The sequence below is a fragment of the Klebsiella sp. B345 genome, assembly GCF_051131735.1.
Taxonomy (GTDB): Bacteria; Pseudomonadota; Gammaproteobacteria; order Enterobacterales; family Enterobacteriaceae; genus Klebsiella.
Map to the genome: position 1 here is coordinate 5,051,697 of NZ_CP180443.1, position 15,752 is coordinate 5,067,448.

Annotated in this window: 12 protein-coding genes; 8 read left to right on the forward strand and 4 right to left on the reverse strand. The window is 55.9% G+C overall.

The window, feature by feature from the left end; all coding sequences use genetic code 11:
* The first annotated feature begins 7 nt into the window (after positions 1-7).
* The 3 genes from ycfP to ACMYSO_RS23675 all read left to right on the forward strand — a co-directional run bounded on the left by ycfP (position 8) and on the right by ACMYSO_RS23675 (position 2,869).
* Positions 8-550: an alpha/beta hydrolase YcfP gene (gene ycfP / locus ACMYSO_RS23665; RefSeq protein WP_434668461.1), complete on the forward strand. Its 543-nt coding sequence runs from the start codon at positions 8-10 to the stop codon at positions 548-550.
* A gap of 232 nt (positions 551-782) precedes the next feature.
* Positions 783-2,087, forward strand: a complete 1,305-nt coding sequence (locus ACMYSO_RS23670) for an NAD(P)/FAD-dependent oxidoreductase (RefSeq protein WP_434668463.1) — start codon at positions 783-785, stop codon at positions 2,085-2,087.
* A 242-nt stretch (positions 2,088-2,329) separates the two neighbouring features.
* Positions 2,330-2,869: a glycine zipper 2TM domain-containing protein gene (locus ACMYSO_RS23675; RefSeq protein ID WP_434585463.1), complete on the forward strand. Its 540-nt coding sequence runs from the start codon at positions 2,330-2,332 to the stop codon at positions 2,867-2,869.
* Positions 2,870-2,925: 56 nt separating this feature from the next.
* Here the strand turns inward: ACMYSO_RS23675 and ACMYSO_RS23680 are convergent, their stop codons facing one another.
* Positions 2,926-5,112 (reverse strand): TonB-dependent siderophore receptor, encoded by a 2,187-nt coding sequence (locus ACMYSO_RS23680; RefSeq protein WP_434668465.1) that lies wholly within the window; start codon positions 5,110-5,112, stop codon positions 2,926-2,928.
* Between the two features lie 240 nt (positions 5,113-5,352).
* Positions 5,353-5,988 carry a TetR/AcrR family transcriptional regulator gene (locus ACMYSO_RS23685; RefSeq protein WP_434585461.1) on the reverse strand — a complete coding sequence of 212 codons (636 nt, stop codon included), beginning with the start codon at positions 5,986-5,988 and terminating at the stop codon, positions 5,353-5,355.
* 246 nt (positions 5,989-6,234) lie between these two features.
* On the opposite strand from ACMYSO_RS23685, the gene bhsA reads away from it, so the two are divergent.
* Positions 6,235-6,492 (forward strand): multiple stress resistance protein BhsA, encoded by a 258-nt coding sequence (bhsA, locus tag ACMYSO_RS23690; RefSeq protein ID WP_434585460.1) that lies wholly within the window; start codon positions 6,235-6,237, stop codon positions 6,490-6,492.
* 242 nt (positions 6,493-6,734) lie between these two features.
* Here the strand turns inward: bhsA and ldtC are convergent, their stop codons facing one another.
* Together ldtC and mfd are read right to left on the reverse strand one after the other, a co-directional pair.
* Positions 6,735-7,697, reverse strand: a complete 963-nt coding sequence (gene ldtC, locus ACMYSO_RS23695) for a L,D-transpeptidase LdtC (protein ID WP_434668467.1) — start codon at positions 7,695-7,697, stop codon at positions 6,735-6,737.
* Positions 7,698-7,865: 168 nt separating this feature from the next.
* A complete protein-coding gene (mfd, locus tag ACMYSO_RS23700; RefSeq protein WP_434668469.1) occupies positions 7,866-11,312 on the reverse strand; it encodes a transcription-repair coupling factor in 3,447 nt (1,148 codons plus the stop codon).
* A gap of 336 nt (positions 11,313-11,648) precedes the next feature.
* On the opposite strand from mfd, the gene lolC reads away from it, so the two are divergent.
* Genes lolC through nagK form a run of 4 tightly spaced genes read left to right on the forward strand, consistent with a single transcriptional unit; the run spans position 11,649 to position 15,744 of the window.
* Entirely contained in the window at positions 11,649-12,848 is a 1,200-nt protein-coding gene (gene lolC, locus ACMYSO_RS23705; protein WP_434585457.1) for a lipoprotein-releasing ABC transporter permease subunit LolC, read from the forward strand.
* Positions 12,841-13,542 carry a lipoprotein-releasing ABC transporter ATP-binding protein LolD gene (gene lolD, locus ACMYSO_RS23710; RefSeq protein WP_434668470.1) on the forward strand — a complete coding sequence of 234 codons (702 nt, stop codon included), beginning with the start codon at positions 12,841-12,843 and terminating at the stop codon, positions 13,540-13,542. Before lolC ends, lolD begins: the two co-directional genes overlap by 8 nt.
* Entirely contained in the window at positions 13,542-14,786 is a 1,245-nt protein-coding gene (lolE, locus tag ACMYSO_RS23715) for a lipoprotein-releasing ABC transporter permease subunit LolE (protein ID WP_434668472.1), read from the forward strand. The genes lolD and lolE overlap by 1 nt, the downstream gene beginning before the upstream one ends.
* Positions 14,787-14,832: 46 nt before the next feature.
* Positions 14,833-15,744 (forward strand): N-acetylglucosamine kinase, encoded by a 912-nt coding sequence (gene nagK, locus ACMYSO_RS23720; protein ID WP_434668474.1) that lies wholly within the window; start codon positions 14,833-14,835, stop codon positions 15,742-15,744.
* Positions 15,745-15,752 lie beyond the last annotated feature (8 nt).

Genomic DNA, 15,752 nt, shown 5'->3' on the forward strand with positions numbered 1-15,752 from the left:
GGATGCGATGATTATCTATTTACACGGTTTTGACTCAAACAGCCCCGGCAACCATGAAAAGGTGCTCCAGCTGCAGTTTATCGATCCCGATGTGCGCCTGATAAGTTACAGCACGCGGCACCCGAAACATGATATGCAGCATTTGTTAAAAGAGGTCGACAAAATGCTGCAGCTCAATACCGACGATCGGCCGCTGATTTGCGGTGTGGGTCTGGGCGGTTACTGGGCAGAACGGATCGGCTTTCTGTGCGATGTCCGTCAGGCGGTTTTCAACCCCAATCTGTTTCCGGCTGAAAACATGGAAGGCAAGATTGACCGGCCTGAAGAGTACGCGGATATCGGCACCAAATGCGTGAACAACTTCCGCGAAAAAAATCGCGACCGTTGCCTGGTGATTCTCTCTCGTCAGGATGAGGCGCTGGACAGCCAGCGTTCCGCTGACCTGCTACATCACTACTATGAGATAATCTGGGATAACGAGCAGACCCATAAATTCAAAAACATCTCACCGCATCTGCAGCGTATAAAAGCCTTTAAGACCCTCGGCTGACCCCTCCCCACAACCCGTTGTATGACCATACAGCGGGTTTTTTATGCCATTTTTATTGCCCGCTCAAAAAACATGCGGTAAAACTTGATGCATATCAATTTTGGTATGACCAATGACCCGTTCATGGTATTCTCAATATCGCTGAATGGTTTCACTGTTGTAACCTGTTGTTAAATAAGAGCTATTTTTATAACTTTTAATTAACAATTGGTTAATAATTTTAGGGGGTCTCGTGACTACACCATTGAAAAGAATCGTCATCGTAGGTGGCGGCGCTGGCGGGCTGGAACTGGCGACTCAGCTGGGAAGAAAGCTGGGACGTCATAAAAAAGCGAAAATCACGCTGGTCGATCGTAACCATAGTCATTTATGGAAGCCGTTGCTGCATGAAGTGGCGACCGGTTCACTCGATGAAGGTGTTGATGCGCTGAGCTACCTGGCGCATGCCCGCAATCACGGCTTCCAGTTCCAGCTGGGTTCCGTAGCGGATATCAATCGTGAAGCCAAAACCATTACCCTGTCGGAATTGCGTGACGAGAAGGGCGAACTGCTGGTAGCGGAACGTAAGCTGCCGTATGACACCCTGGTGATGGCGCTGGGGAGTACCTCCAACGATTTCAACACCCCGGGCGTCAAAGAAAACTGTATTTTCCTTGATAATCCGCACCAGGCGCGTCGTTTCCACCAGGAGATGCTGAACCTGTTTCTGAAGTACTCGGCCAACCTGGGTGCTAACGGTAAAGTGAATATCGCTATCGTCGGCGGCGGGGCGACCGGCGTTGAGCTGTCTGCTGAGCTGCATAATGCGGTGAAACAGCTGCACAGCTACGGTTACAAAGGGCTGACCAACGACGCGCTGAACGTGACGCTGGTGGAAGCCGGTGAGCGCATTCTGCCGGCGTTGCCGCCGCGTATTTCCGGCGCGGCGCATAGCGAACTGACCAAGCTTGGCGTGCGCGTGCTGACCAAAACCATGGTCACCAGCGCCGACGCCAACGGCCTGCACACCAAGGATGGCGAGTTTATCGATGCCGACCTGATGGTCTGGGCTGCGGGGATCAAAGCGCCTGATTTTATGAAAGAGATCGGCGGTCTGGAAACCAACCGCATTAACCAGTTGGTGGTGCAGCCAACGCTGCAGACGACGCTGGATCCGGACATCTATGCTATCGGTGACTGTGCCTCCTGCGAGCGCCCGGAAGGTGGATTCGTACCTCCACGTGCGCAGGCCGCGCATCAGATGGCTACCTGCGCGCTGAACAATATTCTGGCGCAGATGAAAGACAAACCGCTGAAATCCTACGTCTATAAAGACCATGGTTCCCTGGTGTCGCTGTCCAACTATTCGACGGTCGGCAGCCTGATGGGTAACCTGATGCGCGGTTCGATGATGGTGGAAGGGCGTATCGCGCGCTTTGTCTACATCTCGCTGTACCGCATGCACCAGATTGCGCTGCACGGGTACTGCAAAACCGGGCTGATGATGCTGGTAGGGCGTATCAACCGTATTATTCGCCCGCGTCTGAAACTGCACTAATGTCCTGAATCATTAGCGTCCGGAGCAGGCCATCAGCCTGTCCGGAGCCATCACCCGGCGAAGCGTCGACTCGCCGGGTTATTTCCAGAATATCCGTCTGCTTTGCTCGCTATATCGTCTCAGATTCCTCTGAATCCCCGCTATTTGCCGCTGCTTCTCGCATTTTTCATCCGCTTTCTCATTTGCAAGGTTCCCTGCGCGATCGCAAAATTACGGTTATCAGCAACAAGGGAGGATGTCCCGTGAATAAATCAATGTTGGCGGGTATAGGGATTGGCGTCGCTGCCGCGCTGGGCGTAGCAGCCGTCGCTGGTCTGAACGTGTTAGATCGCGGACCGCAATATGCGCAGGTGGTTTCCAGTACACCGATTAAAGAGACGGTAAAAACCCCGCGTCAGGAGTGCCGTAACGTCACCGTAACCCATCGTCGTCCGGTGCAGGATGAAAACCGCATTGCCGGTTCGGTACTGGGTGCCGTGGCGGGTGGTGTTATCGGTCATCAGTTTGGCGGCGGTCGCGGTCGTAGCGTAGCGACAGTAGCGGGCGCGCTGGGTGGCGGCTATGCCGGCAACCAGATCCAGGGGGCGATGCAGGAAGGCGATACCTACACCACAACGCAGCAGCGCTGCAAAACGGTGTACGATAAGTCGGATAAAATGCTGGGTTACGACGTCACTTATAAAATTGGCGACCAGCAGGGCAAAATCCGTATGGATCGCGATCCCGGCACGCAAATTCCGTTGGACAACAACGGCCAGTTAATTCTGAACAATAAAGCGTAAAAAAGATGCCATTCACCATAAGCCCCCCATCCTTTCAGGCTGGGGGGCTTTTTTTATCAGAAGCTCAGGGCGTAGTTCAGACCAAAGGTGCGTCCGCGACCTTTGTACTCATACAGTGAGCTGCTGCCGTAGGTCGGGCTGTACAGCAGCGGCGCTCGTTGACCCCAGACGGTGACATAATCTTCATTCAGCAGGTTTTCAATGCTGAAGGTCAGTTTACCCAGCGGCAGTTCATAGCTGCCGATAAAGTCGACGGTGTTGTAGCCATCCAGCTTGTTGCCGCTGGCGTCACTCAGATCGAAGACCTGCTGGGTCTGCACGCGCAGTGACCACGGATCCGGCGCCCAGCCGACCCAGGCGGTGGCTTTCGATGGCGAGGCAAGGGTGACATCCCATTTCTGCCAGCTACCATCCGTCTTCACCTGCGATTTCAGAACGTTGAAGTTCGCACCGGTACTCCAGTCGCTCTGCGGGAAGGCGTAGTCAACCGCGCCTTCCACGCCGTAAATACGTCGCTTGTCAGACTGTACGTCGATGGTCATATCGGTGCGGTTAACGACGATGGTTTTGTCTGAGGTGGAGTAGTATGCCGCCAGCTGCGTGCGCAGGTTATCGCCGGTGTAACGCCAGCCCAGCTCGTAGGAGTTGACCTTAATCCCCTGCAACGGCGAGTCGCCGACGTTGACGCTCGACAGCAGCGGGTAGTTGCCGTTTACCGCCGCGCCATATTTACCGATGCCGTAGTATTTCCCCGGATCCGGAAGCTCGACCCCTTGTGAGAAGTTGAACCAGGTCTGTTGGCGGTCGGTGAGGTGGGCGACAATCCCGGCGTTAAACAAGAAGTTATCGTAATCGGTTTTGCCACCCGGGATGGCATCAGCCGAGTTGACTTTGCCGTTCGCCACGTCTTGCTGCTGAGCATAGCCGACAAAATCATTGACCCGGTTTTCCGTCCACTGATAGCGCACGCCGCCGCTCAGGGTGAAGATATCATTAAGGTCATAACTGCTTTGCAGGAACGGCGCCAGGTTGGTGATGCTGTAGCCCGGGTAGCGGCCGGTGGTGTAAATCGCGTCGTTGTGCAGGCCGCCGGATGTCATCGAGGTATTGAGGTCGAAGAACATCTGGTTGGCGTTGAAGGTCTCGTGATCGGCATCCAGTCCCCAGGTCAGATCCCAGCCGTCAAGTGGTTGGCTGTTGACGGTGATTTTCGCGCCGTACTGATCGGTATCCTGTTTTGAGGAGGAGAAGCTGCTGACCTGGCCTTTGCTGAGCGTTGGGAAGGGATAGAAGCTCAGCGACTCGTCGCGGTAGTAGATCTGGCTGACCAGGTTCTGGCCATAGAAATCGGCGTCGGAATATTGCAGGCTAATCAGATGGCGTTCGGTACCGGGAACGCGGTCAGAGTCCAGCCCGTTGGTGGTGTAGGCTTTCCCGTCACCGGTGACTGCCGACATATTTTTGCCAAGATAGAGGCCGTAATCGTCCCCCTGGCTTTTATAGTATTGCGTCACCAGCTGCAGCTGGCGGTTTTCGTCGATGTTAATCGTCCCAGTACCCATGACATCCAGGCGGTCAGAATGCTGCAGGCCGGTCTGGGTGTTATCAAGGATCAGCGCATCGTTATTGCCGTCATACCAGCCACCGAAGCGCTGATAGGCGACAGATAAACGCCCGGAAGCGTGATCGGTTCCACCGCTGACTGCCGCCGCCACTCGCTCGTCATGGTCGTTGCTGTTGGCAAAACCAGTTTTACCGCCGAGCTCAAGGTCCACCTGGCGTTCCTGCTGACCTTTTTTGGTGACGATATTGATCAGGCCGCCGGTACTGCCACCGCCGTACAAAGAGGTGGCACCAGAAATCACTTCAATGTGTTCAATATTGAACGGATCGATAGAATCGAGCTGGCGGCTGTCGGTACGGGATGAATTGAGGCGCACGCCGTCAATCAGTACCACGATGGCCCGGCCACGCATGTTCATACCGTAGTTAGTGCGTCCCTGGCTGCTGACGTCAATACCGGGGATCAGTTGGGCCAGTACGTCTTTAAACTCCTTGCCCCCCTGTACCTGCTGTTCAATTTCCTGACCTTCGATAACCCAGGTGGTTTGTGCCATTTCGGCGACGGTGCGATGGGTTCGGTTGGCACTCACGATAATGTTTTCTTCATCGACCTGTGCGGCAAACGCGGGCAGGGCAGTAGCCAGCAGCAGTGGGTTAAGCACCCAGAGACGCGTGTTCATTCGCATTCCTTTTATGAGTTAATTGCAGCGTTGTTTTTTTATTCCGGGACTGATGCCCCGACGGTTACAGACTGAAATATTTCGAAAAGCAAATGCGAATTTTGCACATATTGATTATCGTTATCAATATCATTTACAACAAAATAACGACTTAATAATATGAAAACATTAATAAAAATAAGGTTAAAGCAGGAAGGGAGTGAAGGCCCGGTGGCGAGTGTCACCGGGCGGCAGTGCAGATTAGTGCTGAAGGATTTGTGGCCACAGCCGCAGCGTGGTGTCGGCGATGCGCATCAGTTTCTCGAAGTCAGCGCCTTCGCGCGCGCTGATAGACATCCCTTGTAAAACGCAGTTCAAAAACTGCGCCAGCTGCTGGACGTCACCTTTTTCCGGGAGCTCTCCGCGTAGCTGACGCTGCTGCAGAAACTGGGCCAGGGTCTGCTCTTGCTTCGCATGGCGCGATTTGATGGTGTTGGCGATATCGGTTGACGAGGCCGCCAGTGCCGCTGAGGTGTTGATCATAAAACAGCCCGCCGGCGTATCTTTGCTGGTAAAGCAGGTCGCGATGGCGGTGAAGTAGTCGCGCAACGCCTGGTCGACAGATTTATCCTCGGCAAACAGCACCGCTTCGTGCCTGGCCGCGAAGCGCGAAATATAGCGATCGAGTACCGCCAGGAATAACCCTTCTTTGTTGACGAATTCCGCATACAGCGTCGGCGCTTTTGCCCCGGTCGCTTCTACAAGATCGGCAAGAGAAGTTGCCTCGTAGCCGTGCTGCCAGAAAAGTGCCATGGCCTTATCCAGCGCCGCTTCCTTGTCGAACACTTTTGGTCGGCCACGGCTTTTTTTTACGCAACTTTGAACGTCAGTTGTCATGGTGCCGCTGTACCTATGTTGGTTTGTTGAGTGGGCATTATAAAAATAAACGCCGCAACCTACCAGCGCCGAACCCGCAAAAATAAATAATTCATATATGTATGAATTTTAAGTTGTTTATAAATAAATAAACGATCGTTATAAAAATGATTTGACGTGTGATATGGATCACATTAATATTTACCTATCGATCGTTAAGTTAATTCTTGCGACCCTACTAAAATCATCTGCATAGGTATAATAATCATGAAAAACATCAAAACTCTGACGCTGGCCGCTGTGCTGAGCTCTCTCTCTTTCGCCAGTTTTGCTGCTGTTGAAGTGCAATCCACTCCAGCTAACCAACACAAAATTGGTACCGTTTCCGCGACCGCTGGCACCAACTTAGGTTCTCTGGAAGATCAGCTGGCACAAAAAGCGGAAGAAATGGGCGCCACCTCTTTCCGTATTACTTCCGTCACGGGTCCGAACACCCTGCACGGAACAGCTGTTATCTATAAATAAGTCTGTTTTACCCCTGTCATGCCACTGACAATACGCGAGCCTGACCCCTTTATCAGCTCGCGAGTAGTACGCTGTAAGATGTTCCCTGCTATGCCACAGACGTGAGGCGGTTCTCACCCCTTTATGAGACCGCTGCATGTCGACCTTTCGCGTTATCTTGTTTGTGAGATATCCATAAAAAAACCGCCTGTCAGGTTACCTGCAGGCGGTTTTTTTTCATGTCGGGAGCCCGACTGATTCCCTTACATTGCTTGCTCGTGCGCCACATGGTGGCGGGTCACGTTAATCGGCATGCCTGAGCGCAGTTCCATGGCGTAGTTCATCACCTCCTGATTGGTTGCCGGTGACTGTTTAAAGCTCTCCATCGTGCTGTTCAGGACTATCGGCAGAGTTTGCGGATCGTCATCCAGATGTTTGGACAGGGGCTGGTGGATTTCCACCAGACGCGTTCCGTCCGGCTCAACGGAGGCCTTAATCGGCGTGTTGATGATGTTGACTCTGGTGCCTGGGGTGATCTTGTTAAACAGCGTTTTGATGTCATCATCACGCAGACGGATGCAGCCGGAGCTGACGCGCATGCCAATACCAAAATCAGCATTGGTACCATGCAGCAAATAGACACCGCCGTAGGCCGCAAGGCGAATGGCGTGATGGCCCATCGGGTTTTCCGGCCCGGCAGGCACCACGGCAGGGAGGTCTATCCCCATCGCTTTATAGCGGGCCCGAATGTTGGCGGTTGGCGTCCAGGTCGGGTTGGCCCGCTTGTCGGAGACGGTGGTAACCATAGTGGGCGTAATCGTATCGCCCCCCAGTTGACCAATACCGATAGGGTAGACGGTGACCTCGTTTTTACCCGGCGGGTAATAATAGAGGCGCAGTTCGGCGAGATTAATCACCAGACCTTCGCGTGGCGCATCGGGTAACAGGGTCTGTAGCGGAATGGTCAGGACGCTTCCGGCCCGTGGCACATAAGGGTCGACGCCAGGGTTGGCCTGCAGCAAGGCCAGGAAGCCGACGTTGTAGCGCTTGGCGATAGCCTCCAGTGAACCTCCGTTGTTTTGCACGACGTGAAACTGGTTCTGCCCCACAACGCGGCTGCCCGCCGGCGGTAGCGGCCAGGTGTTGGCGCGGGCGGGAAGCGCCATGACGGCGACGACGGCCAGTGCTGCCAGCCAGAGAGATAAACGCGATACGAAAATAGTCATAATAAATAAGTGGTTATTTTTTATGAGGAAACAGACGGGAATTATCGCGTGGGTGAATGTGGGGAAACCCTGGTATATTGCAAAACATTTGTAAAGTTTGCCAGGGATGTCAGATGCTGACGGCAGAAGAGCAGGGATACGGTTGCTGCCACCGTATCCCTGAGATGATTATGCTGCGGCGTTCTCTTCGAGCTGGCGCATAAACTGACGCACCCACTCCATACGGGTTTTACGTTCGCCGAGGTCCTGCATAAACTTCAGGCGGGTCGGTCCGTCGAGGCGGAAATGCTGAGGCTGCTTCTGCAGCAGCCCAATCAGCCATACCGGGTTGACGTTGTTCTTTTCATTGAACTCAATCACGCCGCCTTTCTCGTTGCCTTCCAGCTTACGGATGCCGAGTTTTTGCGCCTGTTGTCTCAGGCGGGCGATGTCCAGCAGGTTTCTCGCCGCATCCGGCAGCAGGCCGAAACGGTCGATTAGCTCAACTTTAATCTCTTCCAGATCGTGCTCATGCTTCGCGCTGGCGATCCGCTTGTAGAACGACAGCCGGGTATTGACGTCAGGAATAAAATCATCCGGAAGCAAGGCCGGCATCCGCAGCTCGACTTCGGTCTGCTGACTGGTGAGATCCTCAAGGGAAGGTTCACGTCCGGCTTTCAGCGCATCGACGGCATTTTCCAGCAGCTCCATATATAGCGAGAAGCCGATGGTCGTCATCTGTCCGCTCTGGTCCTCGCCCAGCAGTTCACCGGCCCCGCGGATCTCCAGGTCATGGGTTGCCAGCGCAAAGCCGGCCCCGAGATCTTCCAGCGAAGCGATGGCTTCGAGGCGCTTTTGCGCATCGGTGGTCATGGCTTTCGGATGCGGCGTCAGTAGCCAGGCGTAGGCCTGATGATGCGAGCGCCCGACGCGCCCGCGCAGCTGGTGCAGCTGTGCCAGGCCGAAATGGTCAGCCCGCTCAATGATAATGGTATTGGCGGTGGGGATATCGATCCCGGTTTCGATAATGGTGGTACATACCAGCACGTTGAACCGCTGGTGGTGGAAATCGTTCATGACGCGTTCCAGCTCGCGCTCGCGCATCTGCCCGTGACCGATGGCAATGCGCGCTTCCGGCACCAGCTCCGCCAGGCGGTCGGCGGCTTTCTGGATATTTTCCACGTCATTGTAGAGGTAGTACACCTGGCCGCCGCGCAGCACTTCACGCAGGATGGCCTCGCGCACCACCAACGAGTCGTATTCACGCACGAAGGTCTTCACCGCCAGACGGCGGGCCGGCGGAGTGGCAATAATGGACAGATCGCGCATTCCGCTCATCGCCATATTCAGGGTTCGCGGAATCGGCGTGGCGGTCAGGGTCAGGATATCGACATCGGCGCGCATGGCTTTGATGCGTTCCTTGTGTCGGACCCCGAAGCGGTGCTCTTCATCGACGATCAGCAGCCCAAGGTCGCGCAGTTTGACCTCATTTTGCAGCAGCTTGTGCGTCCCGATAAGAATATCGATTTTGCCTTCCGCCGCCTGTTCCAGGATCTGCGCCTGCTCTTTTGCGCTACGAAAACGCGACAGCATTTCGATGCGAACCGGCCAGTTGGCGAAACGGTCGCAGAAGTTATCGAAGTGCTGCTGAGCGAGCAGGGTAGTTGGCACCAGCACCGCTACCTGTTTGTGGTTCTCAACCGCCAGGAAGGCGGCGCGCATCGCCACTTCGGTTTTGCCGAAGCCGACGTCGCCGCACACCAGACGATCCATGGCCAGCGGCTGACACATATCGCTGAGTACGGCGTTGATGGCCTGCGCCTGATCCGGGGTGGTTTCAAAGGGGAAACCGTCACAAAATAGCTGATACTGTTCGCGATCGTGTTTAAAGGCAAAGCCCGATTTTGCAGCCCGCTGGGCGTAGATATCGAGCAGTTCCGCCGCCACATCGCGGACCTTTTCCGCCGCTTTCTGCCGCGCACGAGTCCAGGCATCGCCGCCGAGTTTATGCAACGGCGCGTTTTCTTCCGCGCCGCCGGCATAGCGGCTGATCAGATGCAATGAAGAGACCGGCACGTACAGCTTGGCATCATTGGCGTAGATGAGCATCAGATACTCGGCGGTGATCCCACCCGCTTCCAGAGTGGTCATCCCGGCATAGCGGCCAACGCCGTGCTCGAGGTGCACCACCGGCTGGCCTTCATGCAGCTCTGCCAGGTTGCGGATTAAGGTATCGGGGTTGATGGTGCGCCGTGAATCTTGACGACGACGCGCCACGCGCTCGCCCAGCAGATCGCTTTCGCAAATCAGCGCCAGCGAGTGTTGCCCATCGATAAACCCGTGCTCAGCCGCGCCAATCATCAGATAGCGACCATTACCGCTCGCCTCTTCCAGTCGCAGAATATGTTTCGGGGCGATTTTGATCCGCGCCAGCACTTCACCGAGCGCTTCGCGGCGGCCTTCACTTTCTACCGAGAAGATCACCGGACCGTTAAACGATTCGAGAAAGCGGCGCAGATTATCCAGCGGCGCCTTACTCTGCGCCTGAATGGAGAGATCCGGCAGCGTCTGATAGCCGAGGTTGGTATTGGCGGCTTTCTCGGCCAGACGCTCGGTTTTTAGCTGCACGCGCGGCCACTTTTTCAGCTCGCTGAACAGCTCATCGACCCGCAGCCAGAGCAGCTCAGGCGGCAGCAACGGGCGCATAGGGTCAACGCCACGGCTTTCAAAGCGCGCACGGGTTTCATTTTGAAAACGCTCGGCGCTGGCTTCCAGATCGCCGGTGTTGACGAGCAGGGCGTTCGCCGGGAAGTAGCTAAACAGCGGCGGAAGCGGTTCATTGAAGAACAGCGGCTGCCAGTATTCGATCCCGGTCGGCAGCGTGCCTTTGCTGACCTGCTGATAGATGTGTTCGGCATCGCGTTTCACTTCAAAACGGTCGCGCCACTGGCTGCGGAACAGCTCGATAGCGGTCTGATCGGTCGGGAACTCGTGGGCTGGCAGCAGATTGATGGCCTGTACTTCTTCCAGCGTGCGCTGGCTGTCGACGTCAAACAGGCGCAGGCTGTCAATTTCATCATCAAAAAAGTCAAGACGATAGGGCTGTTCGCTGCCCATCGGGAACAGGTCGAGCAGGGCGCCACGGGTGGCATATTCGCCGTGCTCCATTACCTGATCCACATGGCGATAGCCGGCGCTGTCCAGTTGCGTACGCAGACCATCGCGCGACAGGCGCTGGCCTTTTTTCATCACCAATGCATGTCCGTGCAGGAAGCTGTGCGGGCAGACGCGCTGCATCAGAGTGCTGACCGGCACGATCAGTACGCCGCGTTGCATAGTCGGTAACTGGTAAAGCGTGGCGAGGCGGGAAGAGATAATATCCTGATGCGGCGAGAAGCTGTCGTATGGGAGGGTTTCCCAGTCCGCCAGGCCGATTACCATGCTGTCGGTAAACTGGCGGATTTCATCATTCAGACGCAGGGCATTTTGCATATCCGGGGCGACGAGTATCACCGGGCCAGCATGGCGTTCGGCCATTTCCGCCACCAGGGTGGCGCAGGCCGCACCGGTTAATTCACCGAGGTGCCGCTGATCGCCGGGCTTCACCGGCAGTGTGTATCGATAATGTTGAGACATAGCTGTTATCAGGATCCCTTCGTGATTCGCTCTATGTGGATACCGTAAATCTTTCGCGTTGCAGCGTGAAGTATGAGGGGTATATAAGGGCAAACCGCTAATATTCAATGATGATGATTATCCGTGATTGACCCGCATTCGCCAACCCGATTGACGGCAGGTTAGGGGCGTCAGGGGGAAAGATTCTGATAGATAAGCGCAGAAGAACCAAATATCCAGTTGATTTTTCATTGTTTTTTCCTCTTTCTGCGACAAAAACTTACCGTTTCAGTGATTTACGCGTTGGGTGATGACATATATACTCGTGCATCGGCTATCAGCAACCAGATGGATTACATGTACCAACCTGCCGCACTTTTTATTGGTCTTCGCTACATGCGTGGGCGTGCAGCCGACCGCTTCGGTCGTTTCGTCTCCTGGCTATCCACCATCGGCATCACGCTAGGTGTGATGGCGCTGGTCACCGTGCTATCGGTCATGAACGGCTTTGAGCGCGAGCTGCAGAACAATATCCTGGGGCTGATGCCGCAGGCCATCCTCAGCGCCCAGCAGGGCTCGGTGAATCCTCAACAACTGCCGGAAAGCGCTGTCAAATTACAGGGCGTTACCCGCGTGGCGCCGATCACTACCGGCGATGTGGTGCTGCAGAGCGCCCGCAGCGTCGCGGTGGGCGTGATGCTGGGTATCGACCCGGCACAAAAAGATCCGCTCACTCCGTACCTTGTTAACGTCAAGCAAAGCGACCTCGCCGCCGGGAAATATAACGTGATCCTCGGCGAGCAACTGGCCGGTCAGCTTGGGGTGAATCGCGGCGACCAGATCCGCGTGATGGTCCCTTCAGCCAGTCAGTTCACGCCGATGGGGCGTGTGCCCAGCCAACGTCTGTTTAACGTCATCGGTACCTTCGCCGCCAATAGCGAAGTGGATGGCTACCAGATGCTGACCAATATCGACGATGCCTCGCGCCTGATGCGCTATCCGTTGGGGAATATTACCGGCTGGCGCCTGTGGCTTAACCAGCCGTTGCAGGTTGATACCCTTAGCCAACAGACGCTGCCGCAGGGAACCAAGTGGCAGGACTGGCGCGAGCGGAAAGGCGAGCTGTTCCAGGCCGTGCGCATGGAAAAAAACATGATGGGACTGCTGCTGAGCCTGATCGTTGCCGTGGCGGCGTTTAACATCATCACCTCTTTGGGGATGATGGTGATGGAGAAACAAAGCGAAGTGGCAATCCTGCAAACGCTGGGGCTAACGCCGCGGCAGATCATGGTGGTCTTTATGGTCCAGGGGGCCAGCGCCGGGATCGTCGGCGCGCTGCTGGGGGCGATCCTCGGTGTGCTGCTTGCCAGTCAGTTAAATAATTTAATGCCCGTGATCGGCGCGTTCCTGGATGGCGCGGCGTTGCCGGTGGCTATCGAACCGTTACAGGTCACGATTATCGCCCTGGTCGCCATGGTGCTGGCATTGTTGTCTACGTTGTATCCTTCCTGGCGCGCTGCCGCCACTCAACCCGCTGAGGCTTTACGTTATGAATAATATCCTGCTGCAATGCGACAATCTGTGCAAACGCTATCAGGAAGGCAATGTGCAAACGGATGTATTGCACAATGTCAGCTTCAGCATTCAGGAAGGGGAGATGATGGCGATAGTTGGAACTTCGGGCTCCGGCAAAAGTACGCTGCTGCATCTGCTCGGTGGGCTGGACACGCCAACCTCCGGCGACGTGGTGTTCTCCGGCCAGTCGATGAACCAGCTTTCTGCTGCCGCCCGTGCCGACCTGCGTAACCGCGAGCTGGGCTTTATCTACCAGTTCCACCATCTGTTACCTGATTTCACCGCCCTCGAAAACGTGGCGATGCCGCTGCTGATCGGCAAACAGAAGGCCTCGGATATTGAGCGACAGGCGAAAGCAATGCTGCACGCGGTAGGGCTTGAACACCGTAGCCATCACCGTCCGTCCGAGCTTTCCGGCGGCGAACGTCAGCGCGTGGCAATCGCCCGTGCGCTGGTAAATAAACCGCGTCTGGTGCTGGCGGATGAACCGACCGGTAACCTCGATGCGCGCAATGCTGACAGCATTTTCCAACTGCTGGGAGAACTGAACGTAGCCCAGCGCACCGCGTTCCTGGTGGTGACCCACGACCTGCAACTGGCACAGCGAATGAACCGCCAGTTGGAGATGCGTGACGGGCGCCTGAACGCGGAACTGACCCTGATGGGGGCCAGGTAATGACGGCTCCGTTATCATTATTGATTGCCCTGCGTTTTAGCCGCGGACGGCGACGTGGTGGCATGGTATCGCTGATCTCGGTGATTTCGACCATCGGCATTGCCCTTGGGGTGGCGGTACTTATCGTTGGCCTCAGCGCGATGAACGGCTTTGAACGTGAGCTGAATAACCGCATTCTGGCGGTGGTGCCTCATGGCGAAATTGAACCGGTCAAACAGCCCTGGACCAACTGGAACGAAGCGCTGGCGAAAGTGGAGAAGGTGAAGGGTATCGTGGCCGCTGCCCCCTATATCAACTTTACCGGGCTGGTGGAGAGCGGCAGCAACATGCGCGCGATCCAGGTGAAGGGCGTTGATCCACAACAGGAGAGCCGCCTGAGTTCGCTGCCGCAATATATCCAGAATAACGCCTGGGCCAGCTTTAAAGCCGGCGAGCAGCAGGTGATTCTGGGCAAAGGGGTTGCGGATGCGCTGCACGTGAAGCAGGGCGACTGGGTGTCGATAATGATCCCCAATTCCGACTCCGAACATCAGCTCCTGCAACCTAAACGCGTCCGCTTGCATGTGACCGGGATTTTGCAGTTAAGCGGTCAGCTCGATCACAGTTTTGCGATGATCCCGATGGGCGATGCCCAACAGTACCTGGATATGGGTAGCAGCGTCACCGGGATTGCGATTAAAGTCACCGATGTCTTCCACGCCAACACGCTGGTGCGTGATGCGGGAGAAGTGACCAACAGCTACGTTTACATCAAGAGCTGGATCGGGACGTACGGCTATATGTATCGTGATATTCAGATGATCCGCGCCATTATGTACCTTGCGATGGTGCTGGTGATCGGCGTGGCCTGCTTTAACATTGTCTCCACTCTGGTGATGGCGGTGAAAGATAAAAGTAGCGATATTGCGGTCCTGCGCACGCTGGGGGCCAAAGACGGCCTGATCCGCGCCATTTTTGTCTGGTATGGTTTACTTGCCGGTTCGGTCGGCAGCCTGATCGGGGTGGCGATCGGCGTGGTTGGCGCGCTGAAGCTGACATCGGTGATTAACGGGATCGAATATCTGATTGGGCACAAACTTCTGTCCGGCGACATCTATTTTATTGACTTCCTGCCGTCTGAACTGCACTGGCTGGACGTCGTTTACGTGCTGGTGACGGCACTGTTGCTGAGTTTGCTGGCCAGCTGGTATCCCGCCCGCCGCGCCAGCCGCATTGACCCGGCGAGGGTGCTGAGTGGCCAGTAATTTATCGTCATAACCGGCTTTGCTGGTTAACAAGAGGAATTGCTGAATGTACTACGGATTTGACATTGGCGGCAGCAAGATAGCACTGGGTGTCTTCGATCAGGAGCGGCAACTGCGTTGGGAAAAGCGCGTTGCCACACCGACAACAGGTTATGAGGACTTTCAGCAGGCGGTGGAGTCGCTGGTACGCGAAGCGGACAGCCGTTTTGATTGTCAGGGAACGGTAGGCATTGGCATCCCCGGGATGCCTGAAACGGCGGACGGCACGCTGTACGCTGCTAACGTTCCCGCCGCCAGCGGCCAGCCGCTTCGTGCCGACCTCAGCGCCCGTCTCGGGCGCGAGGTTCGTCTGGACAACGACGCTAACTGTTTTGCCCTCTCAGAAGCCTGGGACGACGAGTTCACGCAATATCCGCTGGTGATGGGGCTGATCCTCGGCACCGGCGTTGGCGGCGGACTGGTACTCAACGGTAAATCGATTACCGGACATAGTTATATCACCGGCGAATTTGGCCATATCCGCCTGCCGGTTGATGCCCTCGAGGTGGTGGGGCGTGATTTCCCGCTCACCCGTTGCGGCTGCGGCCAGCTGGGCTGCATTGAAAATTATCTCTCCGGCCGTGGTTTCGCCTGGCTGTATGAACACTTTTATCAACACACCTTAACCTCCCCCGAGATCGTCGCCCAATGGCAACAGGGCGAGGTGCGGGCGCGTGAGCACGTCGAGCGCTATCTCGATCTGCTGGCGGTCTGTCTGGGAAATATTTTGACCATTGTCGACCCGGATCTGCTGGTGCTTGGCGGTGGGTTGTCTAACTTTACAGCAATAAGCGAAGGGCTGGCGCAGCGCCTGCCGCGTCATTTACTGCCGGTTGCCAGGGTACCGCGAATTGAACGCGCGCGTCATGGTGATGCTGGGGGTATGCGCGGTGCGGCCTTCCTTCATTTGACTCGTTAACCACAGGG

Excerpts from the sequence above, each read along its gene's own strand:
- ycfP (WP_434668461.1), top strand. The coding sequence starts at position 8 with ATGATTATCTATTTACACGGTTTTGACTCAAACAGCCCCGGCAACCAT.
- ACMYSO_RS23680 (WP_434668465.1), bottom strand. The coding sequence starts at position 5,112 with ATGAACACGCGTCTCTGGGTGCTTAACCCACTGCTGCTGGCTACTGCC.
- ACMYSO_RS23685 (WP_434585461.1), bottom strand. The coding sequence starts at position 5,988 with ATGACAACTGACGTTCAAAGTTGCGTAAAAAAAAGCCGTGGCCGACCA.
- bhsA (WP_434585460.1), top strand. The coding sequence starts at position 6,235 with ATGAAAAACATCAAAACTCTGACGCTGGCCGCTGTGCTGAGCTCTCTC.
- ldtC (WP_434668467.1), bottom strand. The coding sequence starts at position 7,697 with ATGACTATTTTCGTATCGCGTTTATCTCTCTGGCTGGCAGCACTGGCC.
- mfd (WP_434668469.1), bottom strand. The coding sequence starts at position 11,312 with ATGTCTCAACATTATCGATACACACTGCCGGTGAAGCCCGGCGATCAG.
- lolC (WP_434585457.1), top strand. The coding sequence starts at position 11,649 with ATGTACCAACCTGCCGCACTTTTTATTGGTCTTCGCTACATGCGTGGG.
- lolD (WP_434668470.1), top strand. The coding sequence starts at position 12,841 with ATGAATAATATCCTGCTGCAATGCGACAATCTGTGCAAACGCTATCAG.
- lolE (WP_434668472.1), top strand. The coding sequence starts at position 13,542 with ATGACGGCTCCGTTATCATTATTGATTGCCCTGCGTTTTAGCCGCGGA.
- nagK (WP_434668474.1), top strand. The coding sequence starts at position 14,833 with ATGTACTACGGATTTGACATTGGCGGCAGCAAGATAGCACTGGGTGTC.